Here is a 21,992-nt window from a genome sequence, read left to right as displayed (position 1 = left end):
ATAGAAACAATGGATTACACCAACGGCGGATCGCCCTACGTGTTGTTGGCGGCCGGGGTTGCGGCGGGAGCGCTGTCGGGGTTGGCCTTTGCTAGAAGTTTGCGCGAACAGGGACGAGTTTGGTTAAAGTCACCCGATCGGGATCCGGCGGCCATGAAAGGGCCTGAGTTGTGGCTCCCGTTTGTGGGGATGGCCGGCGGGGCTGGCTTTTTTTTGGCGGCCACATTGCAGTGCTTCGCGTTCCCGATCGCCCTGTCCTATAAACTTTCCATGCCGGTGGCGGTGGGCGGAGCGTTGACGGTTTGGTGGCAGTTTGGAATTATTTTGCGCCAAATTCAGCGGGGCGGCGTGGGGGCGATCGACCTCAATTCGTTGCGCTAGGGCCTGCGGAACCTTCCACCCCATTCAGCCCACGAACAAGATGCCAGTGAAGGCTGCTAGTTGATCACGTTCGCTAGGCGATCGAACACTTGCGCCACCACCCGCTGGGCTTTTTCATCCAGCCGATGCCAGTCCACATCCCCATCCTCCCCAATCAAATCCAAATCAATGGTGACCATCACCTCATCGCCCGCACTGAGAGTGCTGAGGGCTTGGTAGTCGCGGAAGCAAATGCTGTAGCACAGTTCCCACACGTCAACGCGCGTGGACTGGCCATCGTGCTCCAGGGTGAACCAATAGCCCGGATAGGGTTGCGGCAAGTCATCCAACGCCGCCGTAATTTCCGCCGCCCGTTCGCCGCTGGCGGTGGTTAACTCTTGCTGCAAGAGGGTGACACGGGTTTGGATTTCTTCAGACGTGCCGTAGGGAAAGACGGGAAATTCTTCGTAGGTTCCTTTCCAGCCGGAAGATTCCAGTTGCTTGCGAATGTTGTCGATCGTTCGCAGGAAGGCTGGCTGCATCAGTAACTCAGCCCGATACCAATCGTTTAAATCTGTTAATTTGGGACGCATCTGCTGTCGATGAACCGTCAAAACTGCAATACAAAAAGCTGACTAGAACACCTAGCTTATCCGCTCCGGTCGTTGGCGCGCATCTCTCGATTCTGACGGCACTGATTGCTCGGTCTGATGAACTGCTTGGCGATTCTTTTTTAGGTGGTCTATGCCCTCGATCGCCCGTAAAAATCTATTTGAAGATATTCCGCGCCTGTTGGTGGCCCAAGCGGGAATTCTGTTTGCCGTGAGCCTGGTGACGATCCAAACGGGCGTGTTTCGCGGTTTCACAGAATCCACATCGCTGCTGGTCGATCGCTCCAAGGCCGATATTTGGGTCACGTCCAAGGACTTGGTGCATTTGGAACTGACCCTGCCCCTGTCCTTCGACCACCTGAGCCGTGTCCAGCGCTTGGCGGGGGTGGAACGGGCGGAGCCGCTGATTTTTGGCAAAGTGCTGTGGCGCGCCCCCAGCAATCGGATTGAGTCGGTGATTACCTTGGGCTATCAGCCGGATGGGGTGCTATTTCAACCCTGGAACCTGACCCAAGGCCGAGCAACCGAAGTTCAGCAACCTTACCGGGCGATCACCGATGTGACGAATCTTCGGAAGTTGGGGCTGTCGCGGGTGGGCGATCGGGGCACGGTGGGTTCCACCCCATTGCAGGTGGGCGCGGTGGGCCAGGGGTTGCAATCGATCGTGTTCAGCCCGTTTTTGTTTATGTCTGCCGTTTCGGCCAACAGCCTGCTGAGTGCTGGGCGAGAATCGCGGTTGACCTGTAGTGTGCAGCCCGATGGGGGACTGGATTGTGTGAATCGGATCAGCCCCAAGCCCACCGGAGCCGATCGCCCCGTGCCACCTCGATCGCTCAATGCATCCGACCCGGTGAACTTTATTTTGGTGCGAGCCAAGCCGGGCAGCTCGATCCCAGACCTCCAGCACCGCATTGAAGCGGCCTTGCCAGACTCCCGAGCCTTCACCCGCGCGGAGTTGTCCCGCCTCTCGCAAACCTACTGGCGCGATCGAACGGGGGTGGGGTTTATCTTGACCCTCGGGGCGATCGTCGGGGCGATCGTGGGCATCGCGATCGTGGGCCAAATTCTTTACGCCTCCGCCAGCGAGCGCGTCCGCGAATTCGCCACCCTCAAGGCCATGGGCGCTTCCAGTTGGGTTTTGCGCGGCATTATTGTTGAGCAGTCCCTTTGGATGGCCGTCTTGGGATACTTACCCGGCATGGGCCTTTGTGTGGGCGTGGCGCAATTTGCCACCACAGCCGGTGTCGTCATTGCCATTACGCCCCTCAGCGCCTTTTTGACCTTTGGGGTGACGGTGGTGATGTGCGTCAGTTCGGCCCTGTTTGCAATTCAAAAAGTTAATCGCATTGACCCCGCAGTGGTTTTCAAGGCCTAGAAAGAGACATCATGACCCGGCGATTGCGCTAAGATGCGATCAATCAGTGTGCGCCCCAGTGTGCCCCATCCTTAGCCATTCATGAGTGATTCATTAATCATGAATCGATTTTGCATGAGTTACTGATCGGTCATTCGTGATTGTTTGTGATTTTAATGATTTGCAATTCATATCAATCAGCATTCTTGAGTCAATCAAGACCGATCAATTAAAAAGTTAATTAGAAACTAATCGATCGCCCCATTACCCAATCCTTGCTTCATTATCGTTTTCTCACTCCTTGAAAATCAACTTAAGATTGCTTTAATATTAATTCTATATTTTCTCGTTTCTTTTTTGCAATAAAATGCTTTCTCTGATTGTTTTGTTGATCATCATCTTAGTCATTTATTTCATATCTTCCGGCAATTGAGGATCACTCTATGTTTTGATTAACGTTGCTTTTGAGTCGCCTGTGAGTGATTTTTGACCTGTTTTCGGCTTGCTTTTCCCATTGGGCTATTTTTGTAGCCGCTTCTGAAATTGTCTGTCATGGACGGAAATAAATGAATCCCCGTGGCTGAAACTGGAGATATCGATCGCCTGGAGTCGCGAATTTCCAAAATTTCCCCCAATCCTGGGCAACCTTGAAAATAGACAATTCTAAAATGGAGAGCTATAGACAATTAATGAAGTGGTTAACGGGCCTCCTGTTCCCGATCGCCAAGAACTGATCGATTAGTCACCTCGACCAGGTCGGTTAACCGCTTACACTAAGCTCTACCCCCACCACCCACCTCGATCGAATCGGTATCATCTCCCATCCTTAAACCAGCCGTTTCCCCCATGACCGCGTCTACCAATTTCACGACTGCGCCCGCTTTAACCGCTCCGGTGTCGCCACCCCTGATCCGTCGCGATCGCTGCCATGAGGGCAAAGGCGATTGTACTTGGGCGATCGACGCGCGGCATGTTGACATGCGCTACAGCAGCGGCGATGAAGCCATCCATGTGCTGAAGGATGTGAGCCTGCGGGTGAAGCGGGGGGACATTCAATTGCTGATGGGGCCGTCGGGGTCGGGCAAAACCACGCTGCTGTCAATTTTGGCGGGCATTTTGACCCCCACCAGCGGCCATGTGGATCTGCTGGGCCAGGCAATTACCCAGTTGTCTCCAAAGCAGTTGGCTAATTTCCGACTCCAAAATATTGGATTTGTGTTTCAGGGGTTCAATTTGTTTCCGGCCCTGTCAGCGGCGGAAAACGTGGAAGTGGCCCTGAATTTAAAGGGTATTCGCGGCCCTCAGGCCAAGAAGATGGCGCGCAAATTGCTCGATCGCGTGGCCTTGAGCCATCGGGCGGATCATCTGCCCAAGGTGATGTCGGGCGGGGAAAAACAACGGGTGGCGATCGCCCGGGCCTTGGCGGGCCATCCACCGCTCATTTTGGCCGATGAACCAACGGCCGCGTTGGACTCCCGCAATGGTCATGGGGTGATGGAACTGTTGCGGAGTTTGGCCAAGGAAGATGGCAGCACGATCGTGATTGTGACCCACGATCTCCGAATTATGGATATTGCCGATCGGGTGGCCCACTTGGAAGATGGCGAATTGAGTAATTGAACCAAGCAATTGAGCTGAGTAATTGAACTGAGCAATTGAACTGAGCAATTAGGGGCAACTCCGCACGGGTTTTGGCTATTTGCCCAACTTGCCCATGGCGCGATCGGCTTCTTGCTGTAACTGTTGGCGACCGTTGCGAATGACTCGCAGCATGTCGCCCAGTTGCCGCTCAATGCTGCCCAAGACTCGATCGGCATAATCATCGGCCCCATCTTGGATGGCTTCGCATTCCGAAATGGCGGCCCGCCGCATTTCCTCCAGCTCAGCGGCCGCGGCCTGGCGCGTTTGGTCTAATTCATTCAGCAGCCGATCGCGCGCGGCCTGGCATTCTTCTTCCACTTGCTGCCGAATGGAGTCCGCCTCCAGTTGGGCATGGCGCACCAGCTCCGTTTCGGAAATGGCGCGGGCGGCCTGCTGTTTGGCCCCTTCGATGATGTCTTTGGCCTGCTGCTGGGCTTCAAAGAGAATTTGCTCCCGTTGCCGCACGATCGCCTCGGCCTCCCGAAAGGCGGCGGGCAAATTCAGCCGCACCGAATCCAGTTGATCCAGCAACACTTCCTCATCCACCAACGTGCGTCGCCCGAAGGGAATTCGGGGACTGTCCAGCACAATTTCTTCGAGCCGATCGAGGGCCCGTTGCACATCAAAACCGCTCGATCGTCCCTGGGAACTCGCCGCCGATTGCGTCTCATTCGCTGCTGGTTCCGCCGCCGAAGCTGCCGAATCCGCTACGGGCTGGGGGGCGAAACCAGAGGCATCTGAGGAAAACATCGCTGAATCTCCGCAACAACAGGATCGGGAACGAGGCGATCGACCGGGCCACCAAAGCGCGCGATCTCTTTCACCAAGCTACTACTCAAAAAACTATACTCATTGCGCGTTGCCAAAAAGACGGTCTCGATCGCCTCGGAGAGCGTCTTGTTGGTATGGGCCATTTGCAGCTCGTACTCAAAATCCGACAACACGCGCAATCCCCGTAATAATACGGTTGCCTTTTGTTGTCGAGCGTACTCCACCGTCAAACCATTGAAGGTATCGACCTTAACATTGCTTAAATGGCTGGTCGATCGCTCAATCAGTTCAATCCGTTGGGCCACCTCGAACAGGGGTTGTTTATTGGGATTGCGCAACACCGCCACAATCACCTGATCGAACAGTTGGCAGCCTCGCTCAATGATATCCAAATGCCCCAAGGTGATGGGGTCAAAACTCCCCGGATAGATCGCCCTGACACCCATATGGTCTCTGCTCTAGCTCAATTGGATCAGAAAATTCAGAGGACTTAGCAAATTTACTTCAGGAATTGGGTTAGGAATTGGGGTTCAGCGTTCACGGAGTCTGCACTCGTTCTAGATATTGCGCCGTCAGCAGATAAGCCCCATTGGCAAACCGAATGGCCCAACAGTTCCCGGGCCGGCAACCCAACACCGTTCCCAAGTCCCCGATCGTCAAAACCGACGGCGGCCGCAACATTGGCATGGGTTCCGCCGTTTTGACGTAGGGCGGCAGGGCCACAAGCCGCACCCGATCGCCCGCAGCCAGGGTGAAACGGTCAGAGTCTTGCAATTCGCTCATAGGTCAGGAATCAGGTTAGAACGCGGGTTTGCACGCGGGTCGGAACTGGAGTTGGAATTTTAATCGAGATTTAAATCGGGATTTGAATCGAGAACTGGCAAATTGGGATGGCTGAATAAAAACTCAACCGAACCCGATCGCCCATTCCCCCCGTCCAGACTAGCACCCGGCTTTCAGTCGCTAACCCGTTGCAGACGAATCGCCCCTAGCGCCTATCGCAAGCCAGTATCGCAAGCCGGTATCGCAAGTTTGTATTCTTGCTTTCAGTTGTTTGCGCCGGTTGATTAACCCACCGGTTTTGCCATGACGGTCGATCGCCCTTTACCCGCCGAACCTACCAAACTCCCAAGGTTTCGGTGCTTAGACCTGCTGCGGGGCCTGGCGATCGCAGCCATGATTTTGGTGAACAATCCGGGCAGTTGGGCCCAGGTTTATCCCCCCCTGCTCCATGCCGAGTGGCACGGCTTCACGCCCACAGATTTGGTCTTTCCGCTGTTTTTGTTCGTGGTTGGGGGAGCCATGGCCTTCTCCTTGGGGCGCGTGGCGGAAAAGGCCCCACTCGATCGCCCCCAACAGCGGCAAATCCATCGCAAATTGCTGCAACGGGTGCTGATTTTATTTGGCTTAGGCTTAGCCCTGAATGCCTCCACCCTGTTGATGCGGACTTGGTTTGAAGGGGCCCCGCTCCTGTGGGAAAAATGGCGAATTTTGGGCGTTTTGCAGCGAATTGCCTTGGCCTATGGTGCTTCGGCGCTCCTGGTTTTGCACTGCTCTCGACGGGCCCAAGCGATCGCCGTGGCGGGCCTGTGGTTGGGCTATTGGGCCCTGTTGAGCACCACGCCGCTCACGCCCGATGGTTCGATCGTCGGTTGGGTCGATCGAACCCTGCTCGGCGAAAGTCATCTTTACCAACTCACCCTGAATCAACAAACCGTGGCCTTTGACCCGGAAGGACTGTTGAGCACCCTTCCCGCGATCGGGTCTACCCTAGCGGGCTATTGGGCGGTGCAGTGGCTGAAAACCCAGCCCATCAAAGCCCTAACCGCCTGGCGCTTGACGGGGGCCGGCGTAGGGGCGATCGCCCTGGGTCGCCTCTGGGATTTGGCGTTACCGCTGAATAAGCAACTTTGGACCAGTTCCTATGCGCTCTATGCCGCCGGTTGGTCGATCGTTTTGCTAGCGGGGTGCTATGCCCTCACGGAAATCCGGCGCGCCCACAGCATTAGCCGACCCTTTGAAATTTTTGGGATGAACGCGATTACGGCTTTTGTGGGTTCCGGGTTGGTGGGTCGGCTGCTGAACCGCACCCACATTGGCAACGGCCCCGATGCCCCCAGCACCTACCAATGGCTCTATCAAACCCTGTTCGCTTCCTGGGCGGGCCCCATGAGTGGCTCGCTGTTGTTTGCGATCGCGATGGTACTGCTGTGGTGGTTGGCCATGTATGGGTTCTATCGCCGGGGCTGGTTCCTGAAGGTTTGAGGCTTGAAACCTCGAGGGGGATGGGCGGGCAACGTTGAGAATTTAGGGAATTTGCAGAGCAATCAACGACCCGATCGACCCGATCGCCGCGCCTCATTTCCCACTCATCTGGGACTCATCTTGCCCGCCTACCTTGGTAAATGTGGACAGGCAACCCAGCAACCCCAACCAGCGCGATCGCCTCAAACCTTGTTGTGTAGAGATCCTGTGGAAACGTTGCATGGGTGCTGTGTAGAGACCCTGTGGATCCCTCAGGGTCGCTGCCTTGCCGCCACCACGCCAGGTTTCTCAGTGTCACCCAATCTTTAAGGTTCCAAGGACTGAATGGTTATGAAACGGACTGTTGTAGCGTTGGTTTTGGCTATGAGCGCGATCGCCCCGGTTGCTTCCATGGCCGTTGCACAAAACCCCTCCGCCACCCTGGCCCAGCAAAGCCGCGTCACCCTAGCCAAGCAATCGGCAAGGGTGCTCAAGTCCGGAAACTTCATGGCCCTGGAGCATCCCACCCAAGGCACAGCCCGAATCGTCATGGAAGGCTCTCAGAAAATTCTGGAATTTGGCAACAACTTCCGCAGTGACAGTGGCCCAGCCCTGAAGGTGGTGTTGCATCGATCTGCCCGACCGGGAATGCAACTAACGGAAGGTCAATACGTGGTGTTGAGTGCGTTGCAAAAAACCTCCGGTTCCCAACGTTACGTGATCCCCAACAATCTCAATTTGGCGCAATACCAATCCGTGGCCATTTGGTGCCAACAGTTCAATGCCACCTTTGGGGCCGCAACGCTGAACTAGGATTCTGTTGATTTTGAAGTTGTGAATCAGAGCCATACCCAACCCAATTGGCATCCAGCGATTTAGCACAATGTCGCTCATGGCTAAGTAGCTAATGGCCGAGTGATTAGTGGCCAAGTGATTAGTGGCCAAGTGATTAGTGGCCAAGTGATTAGTGGCCAAGTGATGAGCGGCCAGTGCCAATGGATCGTCAACGGATTAAGTAATCGGCCAGGGTTTGGGCATGGTTCCACCATCGGGGGCCACCCACCCAGTTGCGGGAAGGCAAATGCCCGATCGGGGCATCGGCTCGAAACTGAAAGGTCTCGTCTCGGGTGTCGGAGCGGCTGCCGGGCCAACCCACTGTCTGGCAAAACTGGTTATAGTCCCGGCTTTGAAGGATCAGGCGGCTTTGGATTATTAGCCCAAAACGGCCGTGGCTGTAGTGCATCCACAGCAGGTCGATCGCCAGCAGATCGGGCCGGCTGAGGCGGGGAATGTCGCCCACTTGCACAAAACGCCGTCGCCCGTCCAGTTGCTGACAGAGCAGTTGGCGGGTTAGTTCGTCGGCCTGTTGCCATTCCTCGGCGGCTAAGAGCCGCTCTAGGGGATGGTAATCGAGGCCCGCCACGGAAACCACCACGCCCCGATCGCACAGGGGGGTTTTGATCAGTCGGGATGGCAACAACCGATTTAGCCAAGGGGGTTGGGGCGCGGACAGGCTGGGCAAGGGGCGAAAGGGCGGCTGGTTGCTGCTGCCCAAGCCGGTTTGGGTGGGCACTTCGTTGCTAGGCCGTCGTAGGGGAAAGGTGGTGATGGTGGGTTGGTCGTTGGGGGATGCGGCGGGGCGATCGACTCGTGCTCGTTGCTTTTCGGGGGATGGCGCTGGCTGGGGCGATCGATCCAAGGCGGCCAACATGTCGGCGGCGGTGGCGTAGCGCTGGCCGGTGGCTCGGGTAACGGCGCGATCGAGCACCGTCCCCAATCGGGGCGAGATCGTGACCCTTGGGGGCAAAAAATCTCGCCAAACCCAAGCATCGCTGGTGCTGTCGCGCAGCATGAAGGGCGACACCCCCGTTAGCAACCGCAAGCAGGTGACACCCAAGCTATAGAGATCGCTGGCGGGCAGAGCTTTGCCGGCCAGTTGCTCCGGGGCGATATATTCCGGGGAGCCAATCACCGTGCCGGTTTTGTCCCACCAATAGGGATCAATCACCTTGGCGATGCCGAAGTCGATCAGCACCATCCGCTGATCGCTCAGGCGGCGAATGAAGTTGCTGGGCTTGATGTCCCGGTGTACCACGCCGCGATCGTGCACGAATTGCAAAATTGGCAACACATCCCGCAGCAGGGCTTCGACTTTGCTGGCTGACCAAGGCCCGCCCAGGGCTTCGCGATTTAGGGTGGGCCCTTCGATCCATTCCTGCATTAAATAAATGGTTTGGTCGGCTTCCACAAAGTCCAAAAACTGAGGAATTTGGGGATGGGATCCCAAGTCGGCCAGTAGTCGGGCTTCGCTGGTGAACAGGCGACGGGCCTTGGGATCTTGCGCAAAGGAACCCACCAACTGTTTGATCACGCAGGGCGGGCGATCGGCTTGGGTTAGGTCTTTTGCCAAAAAGGTGTAGCCAAATCCACCGCGTCCGATCGGGGATTGGGGCAAGTAGCGATCGCCCAGCCGCAGCGGTCGGCCACAGGCAGCACAGTTCGCTGCATCATCGTCATTTTCGGGGGCCGTGCAACGGGAGTTTAAGCAGTAGCTCATGGCGGGGAATGTGGATGCAAACCAGGATCTGAATCTTGGTGGCTGCTGAGTTCACCGATTAACCAATAGGTGATCATTTCGCCTTTGCCCTTCACAGCAATTGTGCCCCGTTGCTCCAAGTGGAAATAGCTGTGCAGGCGATCAAAGGCCGCTTGGCTGACTTGGATTCGGCCCGGCTGCCCCAGGGTTTCCATCCGACTGGCCACATTCACCGTGTCGCCCCACAGGTCATAGACCAGCTTTTTCATGCCAATTACTCCGGCCACGGCGCTGCCGCTGTGGATGCCGATTCGCAACCGAAAGGGACTGCCATCGGGCTTGCGATATTGCCCGATCGCCTGTTGCATGGCCAGGGCTAAATGGGCGATCGCAAAGGCGCTGTTCGATCGGGGCTTGGGCACACCGCCCACCACCATGTAGGCATCCCCGATCGTCTTGATTTTTTCCAGGCCGTATTGCTCCACCAAGTCATCAAAGGTACAAAACACATCATTCAGAAATTGCACCACCACCGTAGGCGGATGCTGGGCGGCAAAGCTGGTGAAATCCACGATATCCGCAAATAAAACGGTGACATCGTTAAAGGTTTCCGCCACGGTTTGGGAGCCGCTGGCCAGTTGTTCCGCCACGCCAGCGGGCAAGATGTTGTGCAACAGGTCGTTGATGCGATCGGTTTGGGCCGCCAGTTGGGCAGTGCGGCGAGCCACGCGCTGCTCTAGTTCACGGTTCAGCGCCGCGAGCGATCGCGCCGATCGGGAGCGCTCGGATTCCGCCGCCGACAGCACCATCGAAGTAATCGTGATTACGCCCAAAAAGGCCTGCAAAAACAGCACCGCCTGTTGGGTACTGCTGGCTTTGGCCACAAAGGGGCCCATCCCAAAGGCCGTGCCCCCGATCGCGATCGCTGAAATCAGAAATGACCCCACCGCTGCGGCCCTTGGCCCAAACTGCATCCCCGCCCACACCACCAGGGGAAAGGGCAAATATTCCAAAGGATAGCGAGCAATATCCGCCTCCGTTTGGGCCCAAAAGACAATGCCGCTACTGCCGAGTAATAGCCCGAGCCAAAGGGTGCGCAGGAGCGATCGGCGTGTGCTTTTGTGTCGGCGCAGGCGGGTGATCCGTTGCCAATCTTGCGGCTGGAGTTGGGCCACCATCAAAATCAGCGGCACAAAGACCAATACGCCCATGGCATCGCCCAAAAACCAGCCCCAACGCACCGTCGCAAACTCCGACCAAGGCAAGTTGCCGGTTAAGCACAGGGCCAGCACACCGCAGGTGCAATTAATTTGGGGGGCAATCAGCACACCGCTGACCAAAAACTTCAGCACATTCGACACGCGATCGAACACATTGCTGCCCCCTAGCCGCCGAAACAGCCACACCCCAAGAACAGCCTGAACCGTTGCGCCCGTGCAGCCAAACAGTCCCAGCAGGGGAATGGTTAGCCCCGAATGGATCAGGTCATAGAAATTGATGCCGAGGGCGATCGCAGGCCACAGCCGAAACCCCCCCAACATCAGGGCCGCTTGGGCAATGCCGGCCGAGGGCCAAACCGCCGTACCAATTTGGTGTAGGCCCGGCAGGGACACGGCCACATAGGCCGCGAGTCCGTAGGCGATCGCCACCACAATAATTGACCCGACCAGTTCTCCTCGGGAGCCGGGTTGCGCAAGTTTCCCAAATTTAACCAGCCAGCGATGATTCAAAATCCTTTGAGCGCTTGCTTGGGGAGCCTAGTGGGGAGAGAGCGATTGGGGTTCGGTCGGACGCAATGCTAATGGAGATCCTAATGCGAGAAACGCTGAAACATCGATCAAGGCCGGCGTTGGAAAATCGGGATAAGGACGATTAGTTCATGGATTAGTTCGTGAATGGTGCATTTTCAATCATGAATTAGCCAGGTCATGAATTAGTCAGATCATGAATTAGGTCTCATGAGTTGGGTCACGAGTTGGGTAATTGGGTTGGGTAATTGAGTTGGGCTTTGGGTTGGGTGATTGGGTTGGGTGATTGAGATTGGCCGATCGCCCAAAACGGCCATCACCAAACGGCCACAATCAAAATGTCCATCAGATTCAATAGCAGTTGACAGAACACCAAGCCTTGGGGATGATGGTAAATCGGCGCTTAGTCAGCCAACGACGACCTAGCGACTCCCGATCGCCCCGCTTGTTTGAAACGGCTGCGATCGCGTCGCGTTGCAATCTTGCTCGGATCGGGTCGAGCAAAAGCCAGCCTCCGCGCCAGCTACCCGTACGGCAACCCTCATTTTCGGAACTTTCATGGCCTACGCAATTGTTGAAACCAGCGGCACACAGCTTTGTGTCGAACCCGGTCGTTTCTATGACGTGAACCGCGTGTTCGCAGAAGTAGACGAGACCGTTACGCTCGATCGCGTTCTGTTGGTTCGCGACGGCGAAACGATCGACATCGGCGCACCCACCCTCGAAGGGGCCACCGTCACCGCCAAAGTGCTACGCCACTTCCGCGGCCGGAAGATTATTGTTTATAAGATGCGCCCCAAAAAGAAAACCCGCAAAAAGCAAGGTCATCGCCAAGAATTGACCCGTTTGGTGATTGAGTCGATCACCTACGGTGGCAAGACCGTTGCGGCGGAATAAGTCGATCGGGAATTGCTTTGGTTCGTCTCCATCAGCCCGCTGGTGGTTACATGGGCCAAGGCGCGATCGAGTGGCAGCCCCCACAGTAGCGAAATTCAACCGAAGTTTTTAGAGGTAGCTCGTCATGGCTCATAAAAAAGGGACAGGTAGTACTCGTAACGGTCGCGACTCTAATTCCAAGCGCTTGGGTGTGAAGCGCTACGGCGGTCAAATCGTCCGCGCTGGAAACATCCTGGTGCGTCAACGGGGCACTCAGTTCCACCCCGGCAACAATGTGGGTCGCGGCAACGATGACACCCTGTTCGCCTTGGTGGATGGTGTGGTGACCTTCGAGCGTCGCGGCAAGAGCGGCAAAAAGGTCAGCGTTTATCCTGCTGCTGCTGCTGTCGAAGCCTAGGGACTTTTTCCGTCTCTCAGCATCGCTAATTAGATTGGCCTTTGAGGGGCGATCGAGCGATCCAAGATCAGAACATTCAGCCATCATTGGGTGGATTTTTTGAACTCTGGATCCAAGGCTCGATCGTCCCTTAAGTTATGGCTGGATCGATTGCTGCTCCCATTTGCAGCGACAGAGCAGGAACTTGGGGCGTGAGGCCACGGCTCCTAGTCCACCAGCCGCTTAATTTCCCCGCAAACGCGATAAAACTGTCCCCGAGCCGATTCCCGCAACTCGCTCACCACATACTTAGCGCCCTCTTCGCGCACATTGCGGGGAAACTGCACATTCCAATCGGCATGGTAACCAGGGGACAAAACCCGCACTCGCAACTTGTCCCGATCGCGCACACATTGCACCACGATGCCTTCGCCGGGACTGCTGACCCGTTCCACCACATCCGAAACCGCCGTGCCTGCCCTTTGGGGTGCAAGAATTTCAGCCGGTGCGGGAATTTGCCCCTGCTGGGCCGCCTCGATCGCCTCGGGACTCACATCCAAACAAGCCAAATAGCCATTGGTCGTCACCAAATACAACCGGCGATCGTGCCACTGCATAGACAGGGCCGATCCGCAGCCGCTCGCTAACTTCCAAAGCCGCGTTCCGGTGCGATCGAAACAATAAATTGACGAGCAATTATCCCCCGCAAAAATATATTGCCCCTCCGCATCAGCCGCGCAAGAATAAACCGCTGAGTCGCACTGGCATTGGGTTAATAATTCACCCTGTTTGCTGAATTCATAAACCAATTTACTGCTCGTGCCTGCATAAACCGTGGAGCACCCTTGCCAACCAAATAGCACAGAGCCTTTGGTGGATTGTTGCCATTGCACGCGCCCTTCCAAAAAGTCATAGCAGGTGATGCCATTGCTGTGGCCGTGGTAGATCCCTTGGTCATCACAACGCACCATCCAACCGGCTTGGCCCGTGGAAAGCCTGGTCCAATTGCACTCTTCATCTTCCGGGTGAAACAGCGCCACCTGACCATTTTGATCGGAAACGCCTAGCCATCCGTCATAGATATCGAGCCAATAAATATCGATATTTTCTTCAATTTCATAGGCCAGTCGCGGCAGTTTTCCCGACAAGTCATAGACATTTCCGTCATCGCACCCGGCATAGAACCACAGATCATCGGCTACCAAACATTTCACACCGTCAGGTAGCTGAAATTGATTGAGAACTTGGCCTTCCAGGTCAAGGGCAAACACTTGGCCCGATTGATTGCCTACCCAACAGGCGGTGGGGCCGATGAAAATGCCAAAGGCGGCGGCTCCGGAGTTGAATTGCCACAGCACGGGGGCCGATCGGGCGGTGGAACGGCTGCTGGTGACCTGGCGGCGCGTGACGGAACGCTTGGGCCGGCCCCCTTGCACGGCGGGTTCATAGCCCTTGCGCAGTTTTTCTTGAATCTTTTTTTGGGCAGCGGCCTGGGCTTTTTCGGGGGTGGGATAGTCCTGGGTTTGCAGCCGTCCAGAATCCCCGATTCGGCCGTAGCGGATGCTGACGGTGGTGTCTTGCACCGTGACTTCATAGAACTTGTGGGATCCGCCGTCGGCTTCTGACAGTTCCAGGTAGGTGACGGAATGGCTCATGGGGGGCTGAGGGAGAGTGGAAATCTGCCCGATCGGGGAGACTTGCTCCAACCTAGCTTCTGTGGATGGGTTGATCAACCGGTTGCCAATGGGGGGCAATTTGGACGGCAGGATGACCGAATTCCCCGATCGCGCTACCCGATCGCGCTACCCGATCGCCTCAAATGCCTCAAAGGGCCGATTGACTCAGCCAGGCGATCGCCTCGCGAATCCACCGCTCCGGATCGCCTTCCTTGCTGAGGGCGGTCTGCTGGCCCACGGCCTCCAGGGCTTGGGTCACTTCCCGATCGCTGTAGCCCAAAGCCAGAAGGGTCATTTCCACATCTTCCCGCACCAGCCCCACCGGCCCGGCCGCGGGCGTGGTGGATAGCCCCGATTGATCGCGCCATTCCGCCAACTTGGTTTTCAGTTCTAGGGCAATTCGGCCGGCGGTTTTGGGGCCAATGCCGGGGGTTTTCGCCAGCAGGTTGGCGTTGCCGCTGACGATCGCTTGGATCAGCACCGGTAATTCCAGGCGATCGAGCAGGGCGATCGCTAACTGCGGCCCCACACCATTCACGGCAATCAGTTGACGAAACAGATCCCGCTCCGCCACCGTGGCAAACCCGAACAGCAACCATCGATCGTCTCGCAGTTGCAAATGGGTGAAAACCTGTACCGTTTCGCCAATCATCCATTCCATGGTCGATCGGGGCAACAGTTGCACTTCATAGCCCACCTGAGCCACATCCAACAGCCCGATCGCCCGATTGCCCTGCACCTGAAGGGCCAAAACCTGACCACGTAACGATCCAATCATTCGCGCCTCATTCGCGCCTATTTACCCACCATCACCGGCCGCACCGATCGGGGCCGCTCCGTCACCGTCGTGGGGCCACAGCTCCGGTATTCATAGGCATCGCAGGGCGCATAGCAATTGTTGGGCCGCCAGCATTCAGAAGCCCACAGCAGCGGCCGCCACAGGCAGGAGCCATCTGGGCATTCTTGCAAAGCCGGTGACAACAACTGCAACACGATTAGATAGGACACCACACCCATGAATATGCGCGTACCGACAAACATTGCAATTCACCTCCTCTGTTAGGGCTATTGCTAGGGCGATCGATTGGGGCCATCCTACCCTAATCGTCCTAGCGGGTTCGAGGGAGTTTCGCCACCCATTGGGGCCAGAACTCCCGGATGGTTTCAGGCTTGAGCTTAGGCAGGCTTGAGCTTAGGTTTGAATCACCGGAATTTTTGCAGCACTATTCAACGCCTCTAGGGCTTCTTCAGTGCGTTCTTCTCGTTTCAGTTCAGTGAGATCGCCATTCAGGGCATGATCTAAATTCTGATTTAAATCATCATTGCGGTCAGGATTGCGGTCAGGGTTGCGGTCAGGGGTTCGATCGCCACTGCGCTGACTGCTTTGATCATCCTTGCGATCGCCAGAATCGGGCGGAACCACGGAATCTTCCGGTTCATGCTCCACCACAAACACATTGGAATAAAGATTCGCAATCACTTGCTTGCCCTGCTGAGTCAGGCGCAAATATTCCAATGCATCTTTCACATAGGGAAAAACACCATTCCAATAGAACTTGGGATAGTTTTTGCGCAGATCACCCGGGTGGGCATAGCCTAAATATTGATTGGTGCCAGTTTCTTCAAATTCGTAATAAAGTGCGCTGATTTTATTTAGATAGCGCGGATCGGACAATTGACCAATTAAATCTGAAGCCCGCACCATGCCCGGATAGTTCAAGGTATCTTGGTGATCTTCTTCCTTGGGAACCGGAAAGCGGGTGAGTTCAATGTTGCGCTCGATCGCCTCAGAGTCAATTAATTTGTGACCCCCAAAGCGTTCCTTTATGAACATTTTGGCGCGATCGACATGGTAGGGCGTGAGGCTGGCATCGGAGGCCCCCGGCCGCAGCTTCACCAACTCATCTCCACGTCCGGTGGCGTAGTAGCGGCCATTGTCTAGGCGACAAACCCCTTTGACATAGCCAATGTCGTGACAGAGCAGGGAGATGATGAAATGCAGCCAATCTTCTGGCGACACGCCCCCCTCACGAATATGTTTGCCCCGGATCACTTCCTGGCCCACCAGGGTGACCAGGATGGTGTGTTCCACGTCGTGGTAAAGCGCGTCACTGTTGGCGATATTTTCAAGGGCCATGTTGCCGGCCCAGCCAATGATGTCTTCGTACTCCGGTTTCCAGCCGCCGTAGGTACGCCGATAGCCCTCTTTGAGGCGATCGACAAATGCATCAATCAGAATTTCCGTGGCGTTAAACAACATAGGCGAGGGGGTCGCGGGAGGCGATCGCAGCGCATCCGTTGGAATCCGAGTCGATTGTAACTGAGTCTGAGAGTGGCTTGCCGTTGTTGAGTAACGGTTTGCCCATCAGCGCGGCCCTAGCCTAAGACTTTGGGAACCAGTTTGGGGGCAACGGCGATCGCCCTGGGGGGTGCGAGATCCACGGGGGACGGGCATTCATTCGGGGCCACGAGTCAGGGTCACGAGTCAGTTTTGCAACCAAGCGATAAACTGGATGGACGGAGAGTGTAGGCGAGGCGGTTGCGGATGATGAGCCTAATCTCGCTTGGGCTGGCTGTGGCCGGTTCAAGGGGCGATCGGTCGTCATCTGAGGAAAGTCCGGGCTTCCGAAAGACCAGGCTTGCTGGGTAACGCCCAGTGCGAGCGATCGTGAGGATAGTGCCACAGAAAAATACCGCCGAGCCACCGAGCCGCTTAAAAATTCCCCACCCAAACTGTCCCACTTTGCTGCGGCAGAAGATTGTTTTCGGTGACTGAATTGTTAACGGCTCTGGCTCGGTAAGGGTGCAAAGGTGCGGTAAGAGCGCACCAGCAGCATCGAGAGGTGCTGGCTCGGTAAACCCCGGCCGGAAGCAAGGTGAGGGGCAAGGGTTGGTCTTTTTCCTGTCCCGCTTTGAGAACCGCTTGAGGCGATCGGTAACGATCGTCCCAGATAGATAACCGCCCATTGATTGGCCCTTGGCGTGCGGCTTGCTGTGCTCCAAGGCCAATTGAGGACAGAACCCGGCTTACGTCCTGCCTCTCCCTTTAATTTGTTGTCCAAAAGCGTTCATGGGTTCGTTGGCATCAACCGTATTAAGCTATCCCCGCCGACAACGGGATCTCGAAGCCCTGTTATCGCGTATGGGGTTGGATGAGGGTGCAACTGTCGATTGGGTGTTGCTCGATCGGGCCCTGACTCACCCCACGGCGGATTCCCAAACCAACTACGAACAGTTGGAATTCGTGGGGGATGCGATCGTGCGGACGGCGGCGGCCGAATTGCTGTGGGAAACCTATCCCGATTGGCCCGTGGGCGAAATGGCGGCGGCGCGGGCCATTTTGGTGAGCGATCGGATGCTGGCGCGAATTGCCGACACCTATAATCTGGAGCGCTACCTGATCATGGGCGGCAGCGCGGCCCGAGATCTGGAAGGGCGACAATCGCGCTTGGCCGATGCCCTGGAAGCAACCATCGGAGCCTTATATCTTTCGGTGCGATCGCTGGATTTGGTGCGGCCTTGGCTCGATGACCATTTTCGAGCGATCGCCCACCAGGTGCGCAACGACCCGGCCCGCCAAAACTACAAGGCAGCCCTTCAGGAATGGACCCAAGGGCGCTACAAATCCTTGCCGGAATATCGAGTGCGGGAACTGAGCGCCGTCCATGGGGATGTGCAGCGCTTTGAGGCCCAGGTTTGGTTCCATGGCCGTTGTTTGGGCCAAGGCCGCGGTCGATCGCGCAAGTTGGCGGAACAGGCCGCAGCCCAGGAAGCCTTTTTATGGCTGTGCGATCGGGATGATTTGCCCAGTGATTTACCCGGTGACTTACCCGGTGACTTACCCGGTGATTTACCCAGCAATTTGCCAGGCCATTTACCGGGCGATCAATCAAGCAATTCACCTGGTGATTCGCCCGGCGATCGCGAATGATCGCGAACATTAGGCTGACTTGCGCATCCATTGTTTAAATTTCTGCTTGAATTTCCGCTGGGCCCGCTCCCACAAACTCGGAGGCGCATTATGGGCCCGGGGGCGACCGACCAATCGGGGGCGCTGCTGCGGATGCTTGAGATAGCGGTAGTGCAAGAAGGTGTCGCGATAGGGAAAGGTGATGTTTTCGCCCGCGCAAATCCTGGAAAATAGGGACGACGATAGACCGATATAGTGCAAATAAAGCAGGGGGCGATCGCGATCGAACACTTGCCCCGATCGCTCCACAAAATGTTTTGAAGTGACGCTATTGCCCGTGACCTGTTCTTTGGGCCAATGGTGCGCACAGTTATGAACCTTGAGGTTCGATCGCATCACCAAATAGTTCAACAGTGCCTGATCGGCCGATCGGGGATAGAGCACATCTGACTCGCCGGCCTGAAGCTGTTTCAACAATTCATCGCAGCGATCGAGGGTCAACACGCCTCGCTTGGTGGCATACAGCCCCGAACAAAACAGCGATTGCTGCATTTGCTCCGGTGAAAACAGCGATTGCAACAGAGGACTCGCCACCCGATACACATGGGCGGGGTCTTTGTACTGAAAATCGTAGGTGACCCAATCGGCGGTTTCCAAGGCCGCAAACAGGGGCGCGAGGGGCTGGAGCACTAAGGTATCCGCGTCCAGATAAATGAATCGATCGAATGGGCCATCGAAGGCCGCCAACCGCCGTCGCCCGCCCATGGTGCGCCCATAAAGATTCGGTTCTTGCTCATAAAGCTGCAAGGCCAGGGGGGTGGCTTCAATGACGGATTTGGAAAATTGATCCCAGCGGGCGATTAAGTCCCAATCTTCCAAAATTTGCACATGGGGCCAGTCGGCCAAGACGGTTTTCAGGCGATCAATCCGATGGTCATAGGGACAAACCAGCACCGGATAAGGACTGCCATCGGCCAAGCGGCCGCCGTTGGCTTCAACGCTGTTCAAAAAGGCAATGAGCTGATCCAGAACCACATCGTTGGCTAATGTGTAGAGACCATCCATAAAAATTCCCCCCCGGGTCTTTGTGAATTCGATCGCGTTTGGGATCGCTACTCCGTGGAAGCCACCCGATCGCGACTTATTCAGGTTTAACCGATCGCCCCTGGGATCACCGCGCTGGCCATTCGGGGGCTGTGTCCCTACAAAGTGATGTGAGATAATGATTGGTCGATCTCCTGAGACCAAGGGCAGCAGCACTCTAGAATTGATTACAATTGATAGAGAGTTGTTGGGAGGGCTGTGATGACGCTACTAGAATTGCAAAATCAGGCGTTACAGCAAGTAGGGCAGGCATTAGCCACTGCTATCTAGTCCAATGGCATCCATGCTCAAAACAATAATCGCCGCTTCCCATAGCGTGATCAGATTGCTTTAGCGATCAGGTTGAGTTTGCCCATCCTGCCAACTCCTAATTCGGTGTTTGCTCTTGGTCTGATATCGTACTTGGTAGGGCCAAAAAGTAAATAGAAGGAACTGATTCAATCTAGCAGAAGAGGCTATGAAGCAGTAATGATTTCATCAACTAAGTCATGGGCAGTTTTTATTGGAGTAGCTATAGTTGACGCAGTTTTACTCGTCAAGCTACTAACCACCCAATTTGCTACAGGTCTCCTGCTCGCTATTATTGCCATCACAACTCTCTTAATCTTTTCTTTTCGGCTTGAGGACGTAACAAAATCTAATTTCAGTAGAGATGAACAACAGATTGCGCTGAGCGATATCAGTTCGAGGTTAAAGACAACTGAGGATAATTTGACAGAGGCCCAAGCCAAGATTGAGTCTAATGAGGACAAGATCGACAATCTATTATTACTCTCAATGGGTTCTGGTACGTACACAAGCTTAAAGAAAATAGCTTCAGGTGATTTTGGCAAATATCATAAAAAGCCTAATGGAATTCTAGATCGCGAACTTCGTTATCTTCGTGTCATTGGTTATATAGAGGTGAAAGCCAATGTTATTGGCAGAATTCCTGAGCACGGTGAAAATTTGTCAGAGTACGTGTGGACAACTGAAACGGGCAGAGACTTTGTTAATTTGCGCGAGTCAGTAGAACAGCGCAAGGGCGAGTAAGGCGAGCACTGCTCACTGCTATCTAGCCCAATGCTACCCATGCTCAAAACAATGATCGCCACTTCCCAAGGTGTGATCGAATTGCTTTAGCGATGGGTTATTAGGTGTAGGTGGGTAATACTCACCCGATTGACTGTCTAATAATCCACATTTGCTTGCGGTCTAAGGCGGTCTTCTGATTAAAATTCAGTGCAGATAAGATTTATTGGAGATCTGATATGAACCCGGTTCAAGCATTTTCGGCTGTGAGTGGTAGCAGCGGTATGCTAGGTGGAATTATTGGGTTACTACGTCAGAAAAAGCAGCAGTCTCATGAGCGAAAGATCATGAAATTTCGTAAGGAGATGATGGAGCTGCAAATCATTGACAACTCCAACTTACGAGATCAGTTTGTTGAGCAGTTATTGCTTGATCGCTTCCTTGCCCCCATCGAGAAAGCCCAATTCAAGATTCAGGAAACTGCGAAACAATCTCAATCTTTGGCAAGATTATTGGGAATTTACTATAAAGATCATGGAATTCCTAAAGAAAAAGCACCAGAAATTTGTTCTGAATTTCGTTCGCTTGCAATTCGCTTAACCAAAGTTGAGTCTTTAGAAGATCTCAAAATTTTATATGAAGCAATTACAATTTTTGTTCAAGAAATCTCAATTTACAAACATCGTGAAAATAAATATTCGATTGAATATTTCGTGGAATCTAAAATTCTTCATAAGTTAAATGACTGCATTGCAGACTATAACAATTTTCAGCGCAGGCTTGAGATGTATAGCAGTATTGACTTTCAGATTGCCACTCAGAAAGCCTTGCCCGAAAGGAGTAGTTAGCAGGCCATCACTATCTAGCCAAACGGTATCCATGCTCAAAACAATGATCGCTGTTTCTCGCAATGCGATCAAATTGCTCTAGAGATCGACTATATCGACTATTAGGTGTAGGTAAATAATACTTACTCTACAGACTAAAGACGGCTTAGGCTAGCATACAAAGGTAAATCAGACCGCAGATGATCCGTGAGGAAAATTCGATGCAAATTACTCTGAACCTACCTGATAGCCTTAGTCAGGCAGAAACTTTTAACCAGAGCGACTGGCTTCGAGAAATTGCCATTGCTCTGTTTCAACAAGAGCGAATTTCCCTCGGTCGCGCCAGCAAAATTGCCGGGATAGAAATCATGAGCTTTCAAAAGCTGCTGGCAAATCGCGGCATTTGCGTTCATTACGACGTAGAAGACCTTGAGCAAGATGTTCAGCACCTGCGCGATCGGGGCTGGCTATGATTGTTGTCAGTGATACTTCGGCCCTTTGCAATCTTGCCCTTATTGATCATCTTTGGTTGCTAGAATCCATTTACCAAACGGTGATTATTCCTGATGTTGTTGCCAGTGAATTAGCAGTTGCCAGCGACCCCAAAATCTCAGCCACTCTTCAATCGAACTGGATTCAAACTCAATCCCTCACCGATGTTCAACTCGCCAACCAGTTGCAACAGGAACGAGGACTAGATGCAGGAGAAGCCAATGCTATTGCTTTAGCACTTGAGATTAAAGCCGATGATTTGCTCATTGATGAACGATTGGGACGACAAGAAGCTGTTCGGCTCGGACTACAGCCCTTGCCGCAATCACTAGGTACAATAACAGCACTTAGTAAACCAGTTTCTCAGGCACTGTAAATCCACTAGTCGGGCTGCTAGTCTCGTTAATTGTTCCAACACCTCTATAGTTTCTGTT

At 54.6% G+C, this 21,992-nt stretch carries 22 protein-coding genes, 1 other RNA gene and 2 pseudogenes; 13 read left to right on the top strand and 12 right to left on the bottom strand.

Annotated elements, in window-relative coordinates:
* The first annotated feature begins 9 nt into the window (after nucleotides 1-9).
* Nucleotides 10-381 (top strand): hypothetical protein, encoded by a 372-nt coding sequence (locus tag VPK24_RS18475; RefSeq protein ID WP_393015584.1) that lies wholly within the window; start codon nucleotides 10-12, stop codon nucleotides 379-381.
* A 56-nt stretch (nucleotides 382-437) separates the two neighbouring features.
* On the opposite strand, the gene VPK24_RS18470 is transcribed toward VPK24_RS18475, so the two are convergent.
* Complete coding sequence (locus VPK24_RS18470; RefSeq protein ID WP_393015583.1) at nucleotides 438-953, bottom strand: hypothetical protein; 516 nt, start codon at nucleotides 951-953, stop codon at nucleotides 438-440.
* Between the two features lie 151 nt (nucleotides 954-1,104).
* On the opposite strand from VPK24_RS18470, the gene VPK24_RS18465 reads away from it, so the two are divergent.
* Nucleotides 1,105-2,346: an FtsX-like permease family protein gene (locus VPK24_RS18465; RefSeq protein WP_393015581.1), complete on the top strand. Its 1,242-nt coding sequence runs from the start codon at nucleotides 1,105-1,107 to the stop codon at nucleotides 2,344-2,346.
* A 957-nt stretch (nucleotides 2,347-3,303) separates the two neighbouring features.
* On the top strand, nucleotides 3,304-3,945 hold the full coding sequence (locus VPK24_RS18460) for an ABC transporter ATP-binding protein (RefSeq protein ID WP_393015640.1): 642 nt from the start codon (nucleotides 3,304-3,306) through the stop codon (nucleotides 3,943-3,945).
* Nucleotides 3,946-4,020: 75 nt separating this feature from the next.
* On the opposite strand, the gene VPK24_RS18455 is transcribed toward VPK24_RS18460, so the two are convergent.
* From VPK24_RS18455 to sipA, 3 genes are all read right to left on the bottom strand, one after another.
* Nucleotides 4,021-4,716, bottom strand: coding sequence for a DivIVA domain-containing protein (locus VPK24_RS18455; RefSeq protein WP_190355007.1), 696 nt, complete (start codon nucleotides 4,714-4,716; stop codon nucleotides 4,021-4,023).
* Complete coding sequence (gene coaD, locus VPK24_RS18450) at nucleotides 4,674-5,183, bottom strand: pantetheine-phosphate adenylyltransferase (protein WP_099533235.1); 510 nt, start codon at nucleotides 5,181-5,183, stop codon at nucleotides 4,674-4,676. Before coaD ends, VPK24_RS18455 begins: the two co-directional genes overlap by 43 nt.
* A gap of 91 nt (nucleotides 5,184-5,274) precedes the next feature.
* Nucleotides 5,275-5,520 carry a regulatory protein SipA gene (sipA, locus tag VPK24_RS18445; RefSeq protein ID WP_099533234.1) on the bottom strand — a complete coding sequence of 82 codons (246 nt, stop codon included), beginning with the start codon at nucleotides 5,518-5,520 and terminating at the stop codon, nucleotides 5,275-5,277.
* A gap of 303 nt (nucleotides 5,521-5,823) precedes the next feature.
* On the opposite strand from sipA, the gene VPK24_RS18440 reads away from it, so the two are divergent.
* Together VPK24_RS18440 and VPK24_RS18435 are read left to right on the top strand one after the other, a co-directional pair.
* Nucleotides 5,824-7,002: an acyltransferase family protein gene (locus VPK24_RS18440; RefSeq protein ID WP_393015579.1), complete on the top strand. Its 1,179-nt coding sequence runs from the start codon at nucleotides 5,824-5,826 to the stop codon at nucleotides 7,000-7,002.
* Between the two features lie 330 nt (nucleotides 7,003-7,332).
* Nucleotides 7,333-7,794, top strand: a complete 462-nt coding sequence (locus tag VPK24_RS18435) for a DM13 domain-containing protein (protein WP_393015577.1) — start codon at nucleotides 7,333-7,335, stop codon at nucleotides 7,792-7,794.
* A 190-nt stretch (nucleotides 7,795-7,984) separates the two neighbouring features.
* Here VPK24_RS18435 and VPK24_RS18430 read toward each other — a convergent pair whose 3' ends face one another.
* Both VPK24_RS18430 and VPK24_RS18425 read right to left on the bottom strand, forming a co-directional pair.
* A complete protein-coding gene (locus VPK24_RS18430) occupies nucleotides 7,985-9,538 on the bottom strand; it encodes a protein kinase domain-containing protein (RefSeq protein ID WP_393015576.1) in 1,554 nt (517 codons plus the stop codon).
* Nucleotides 9,535-11,247, bottom strand: a complete 1,713-nt coding sequence (locus VPK24_RS18425; protein ID WP_393015575.1) for an adenylate/guanylate cyclase domain-containing protein — start codon at nucleotides 11,245-11,247, stop codon at nucleotides 9,535-9,537. The genes VPK24_RS18430 and VPK24_RS18425 overlap by 4 nt, the downstream gene beginning before the upstream one ends.
* A 576-nt stretch (nucleotides 11,248-11,823) precedes the next feature.
* On the opposite strand from VPK24_RS18425, the gene rplU reads away from it, so the two are divergent.
* Both rplU and rpmA read left to right on the top strand, forming a co-directional pair.
* Nucleotides 11,824-12,162, top strand: coding sequence for a 50S ribosomal protein L21 (gene rplU / locus VPK24_RS18420; RefSeq protein ID WP_099533282.1), 339 nt, complete (start codon nucleotides 11,824-11,826; stop codon nucleotides 12,160-12,162).
* Nucleotides 12,163-12,286: 124 nt separating this feature from the next.
* The gene (rpmA, locus tag VPK24_RS18415) at nucleotides 12,287-12,559 is read left to right on the top strand and encodes a 50S ribosomal protein L27 (RefSeq protein ID WP_099533229.1); all 273 of its coding nucleotides are present in this window, start codon (nucleotides 12,287-12,289) and stop codon (nucleotides 12,557-12,559) included.
* A gap of 206 nt (nucleotides 12,560-12,765) precedes the next feature.
* Here rpmA and VPK24_RS18410 read toward each other — a convergent pair whose 3' ends face one another.
* From VPK24_RS18410 to VPK24_RS18395, 4 genes and pseudogenes are all read right to left on the bottom strand, one after another.
* Nucleotides 12,766-14,193, bottom strand: coding sequence for a WGR domain-containing protein (locus tag VPK24_RS18410; RefSeq protein ID WP_393015573.1), 1,428 nt, complete (start codon nucleotides 14,191-14,193; stop codon nucleotides 12,766-12,768).
* A 169-nt stretch (nucleotides 14,194-14,362) separates the two neighbouring features.
* A complete protein-coding gene (gene ruvA / locus VPK24_RS18405; RefSeq protein WP_099533227.1) occupies nucleotides 14,363-14,992 on the bottom strand; it encodes a Holliday junction branch migration protein RuvA in 630 nt (209 codons plus the stop codon).
* 17 nt (nucleotides 14,993-15,009) lie between these two features.
* Nucleotides 15,010-15,255: a hypothetical protein gene (locus tag VPK24_RS18400; protein WP_190355013.1), complete on the bottom strand. Its 246-nt coding sequence runs from the start codon at nucleotides 15,253-15,255 to the stop codon at nucleotides 15,010-15,012.
* Between the two features lie 394 nt (nucleotides 15,256-15,649).
* A pseudogene (locus VPK24_RS18395) lies at nucleotides 15,650-16,474 on the bottom strand (Npun_R2479 family HD domain-containing metalloprotein); the annotation flags it as partial.
* Between the two features lie 263 nt (nucleotides 16,475-16,737).
* Between VPK24_RS18395 and rnpB the strand changes: the two are divergent.
* Both rnpB and rnc read left to right on the top strand, forming a co-directional pair.
* An RNA gene (gene rnpB, locus VPK24_RS18390) (RNase P RNA component class A) lies at nucleotides 16,738-17,260 on the top strand.
* A gap of 24 nt (nucleotides 17,261-17,284) precedes the next feature.
* Nucleotides 17,285-18,145 (top strand): ribonuclease III, encoded by an 861-nt coding sequence (gene rnc, locus VPK24_RS18385; protein ID WP_393015570.1) that lies wholly within the window; start codon nucleotides 17,285-17,287, stop codon nucleotides 18,143-18,145.
* 9 nt (nucleotides 18,146-18,154) lie between these two features.
* On the opposite strand, the gene VPK24_RS18380 is transcribed toward rnc, so the two are convergent.
* Nucleotides 18,155-19,189 carry an Npun_R2821/Npun_R2822 family protein gene (locus VPK24_RS18380; RefSeq protein ID WP_393015568.1) on the bottom strand — a complete coding sequence of 345 codons (1,035 nt, stop codon included), beginning with the start codon at nucleotides 19,187-19,189 and terminating at the stop codon, nucleotides 18,155-18,157.
* Nucleotides 19,190-19,696: 507 nt separating this feature from the next.
* Here VPK24_RS18380 and VPK24_RS18375 point away from each other — a divergent pair.
* The 4 genes from VPK24_RS18375 (at nucleotide 19,697) to VPK24_RS18360 (ending at nucleotide 21,934) form a co-directional block, all read left to right on the top strand.
* Entirely contained in the window at nucleotides 19,697-20,260 is a 564-nt protein-coding gene (locus tag VPK24_RS18375; protein WP_393015566.1) for a hypothetical protein, read from the top strand.
* Between the two features lie 218 nt (nucleotides 20,261-20,478).
* Nucleotides 20,479-21,087, top strand: coding sequence for a hypothetical protein (locus VPK24_RS18370; RefSeq protein ID WP_190534191.1), 609 nt, complete (start codon nucleotides 20,479-20,481; stop codon nucleotides 21,085-21,087).
* A gap of 200 nt (nucleotides 21,088-21,287) precedes the next feature.
* Entirely contained in the window at nucleotides 21,288-21,539 is a 252-nt protein-coding gene (locus tag VPK24_RS18365; RefSeq protein ID WP_190529399.1) for a UPF0175 family protein, read from the top strand.
* On the top strand, nucleotides 21,536-21,934 hold the full coding sequence (locus VPK24_RS18360; protein WP_393015563.1) for a DUF3368 domain-containing protein: 399 nt from the start codon (nucleotides 21,536-21,538) through the stop codon (nucleotides 21,932-21,934). Before VPK24_RS18365 ends, VPK24_RS18360 begins: the two co-directional genes overlap by 4 nt.
* Here VPK24_RS18360 and VPK24_RS18355 read toward each other — a convergent pair.
* A pseudogene (locus VPK24_RS18355) lies at nucleotides 21,887-21,992 on the bottom strand (IS630-like element ISAtsp7 family transposase); the annotation flags it as partial. The gene VPK24_RS18360 and the pseudogene VPK24_RS18355 sit on opposite strands and share 48 nt — an antisense overlap.

The organism is Limnothrix redekei LRLZ20PSL1 (assembly GCF_043235035.1).
Lineage (GTDB): Bacteria > Cyanobacteriota > Cyanobacteriia > CACIAM-69d > CACIAM-69d > CACIAM-69d.
The sequence above is the reverse complement of the archived record's forward strand: the minus strand, read 5'-3'. Positions and strand labels throughout refer to the sequence as shown.

Coding starts and splice junctions, on each gene's coding strand:
- VPK24_RS18475 (WP_393015584.1), top strand. CDS start 10: ATGGATTACACCAACGGCGGATCGCCCTACGTGTTGTTGGCGGCCGGG.
- VPK24_RS18470 (WP_393015583.1), bottom strand. CDS start 953: ATGCGTCCCAAATTAACAGATTTAAACGATTGGTATCGGGCTGAGTTA.
- VPK24_RS18465 (WP_393015581.1), top strand. CDS start 1,105: ATGCCCTCGATCGCCCGTAAAAATCTATTTGAAGATATTCCGCGCCTG.
- VPK24_RS18460 (WP_393015640.1), top strand. CDS start 3,304: ATGCGCTACAGCAGCGGCGATGAAGCCATCCATGTGCTGAAGGATGTG.
- VPK24_RS18455 (WP_190355007.1), bottom strand. CDS start 4,716: ATGTTTTCCTCAGATGCCTCTGGTTTCGCCCCCCAGCCCGTAGCGGAT.
- coaD (WP_099533235.1), bottom strand. CDS start 5,183: ATGGGTGTCAGGGCGATCTATCCGGGGAGTTTTGACCCCATCACCTTG.
- sipA (WP_099533234.1), bottom strand. CDS start 5,520: ATGAGCGAATTGCAAGACTCTGACCGTTTCACCCTGGCTGCGGGCGAT.
- VPK24_RS18440 (WP_393015579.1), top strand. CDS start 5,824: ATGACGGTCGATCGCCCTTTACCCGCCGAACCTACCAAACTCCCAAGG.
- VPK24_RS18435 (WP_393015577.1), top strand. CDS start 7,333: ATGAAACGGACTGTTGTAGCGTTGGTTTTGGCTATGAGCGCGATCGCC.
- VPK24_RS18430 (WP_393015576.1), bottom strand. CDS start 9,538: ATGAGCTACTGCTTAAACTCCCGTTGCACGGCCCCCGAAAATGACGAT.
- rplU (WP_099533282.1), top strand. CDS start 11,824: ATGGCCTACGCAATTGTTGAAACCAGCGGCACACAGCTTTGTGTCGAA.
- rpmA (WP_099533229.1), top strand. CDS start 12,287: ATGGCTCATAAAAAAGGGACAGGTAGTACTCGTAACGGTCGCGACTCT.
- VPK24_RS18410 (WP_393015573.1), bottom strand. CDS start 14,193: ATGAGCCATTCCGTCACCTACCTGGAACTGTCAGAAGCCGACGGCGGA.
- ruvA (WP_099533227.1), bottom strand. CDS start 14,992: ATGATTGGATCGTTACGTGGTCAGGTTTTGGCCCTTCAGGTGCAGGGC.
- VPK24_RS18400 (WP_190355013.1), bottom strand. CDS start 15,255: ATGTTTGTCGGTACGCGCATATTCATGGGTGTGGTGTCCTATCTAATC.
- rnc (WP_393015570.1), top strand. CDS start 17,285: ATGGGTTCGTTGGCATCAACCGTATTAAGCTATCCCCGCCGACAACGG.
- VPK24_RS18380 (WP_393015568.1), bottom strand. CDS start 19,189: ATGGATGGTCTCTACACATTAGCCAACGATGTGGTTCTGGATCAGCTC.
- VPK24_RS18375 (WP_393015566.1), top strand. CDS start 19,697: ATGATTTCATCAACTAAGTCATGGGCAGTTTTTATTGGAGTAGCTATA.
- VPK24_RS18370 (WP_190534191.1), top strand. CDS start 20,479: ATGAACCCGGTTCAAGCATTTTCGGCTGTGAGTGGTAGCAGCGGTATG.
- VPK24_RS18365 (WP_190529399.1), top strand. CDS start 21,288: ATGCAAATTACTCTGAACCTACCTGATAGCCTTAGTCAGGCAGAAACT.
- VPK24_RS18360 (WP_393015563.1), top strand. CDS start 21,536: ATGATTGTTGTCAGTGATACTTCGGCCCTTTGCAATCTTGCCCTTATT.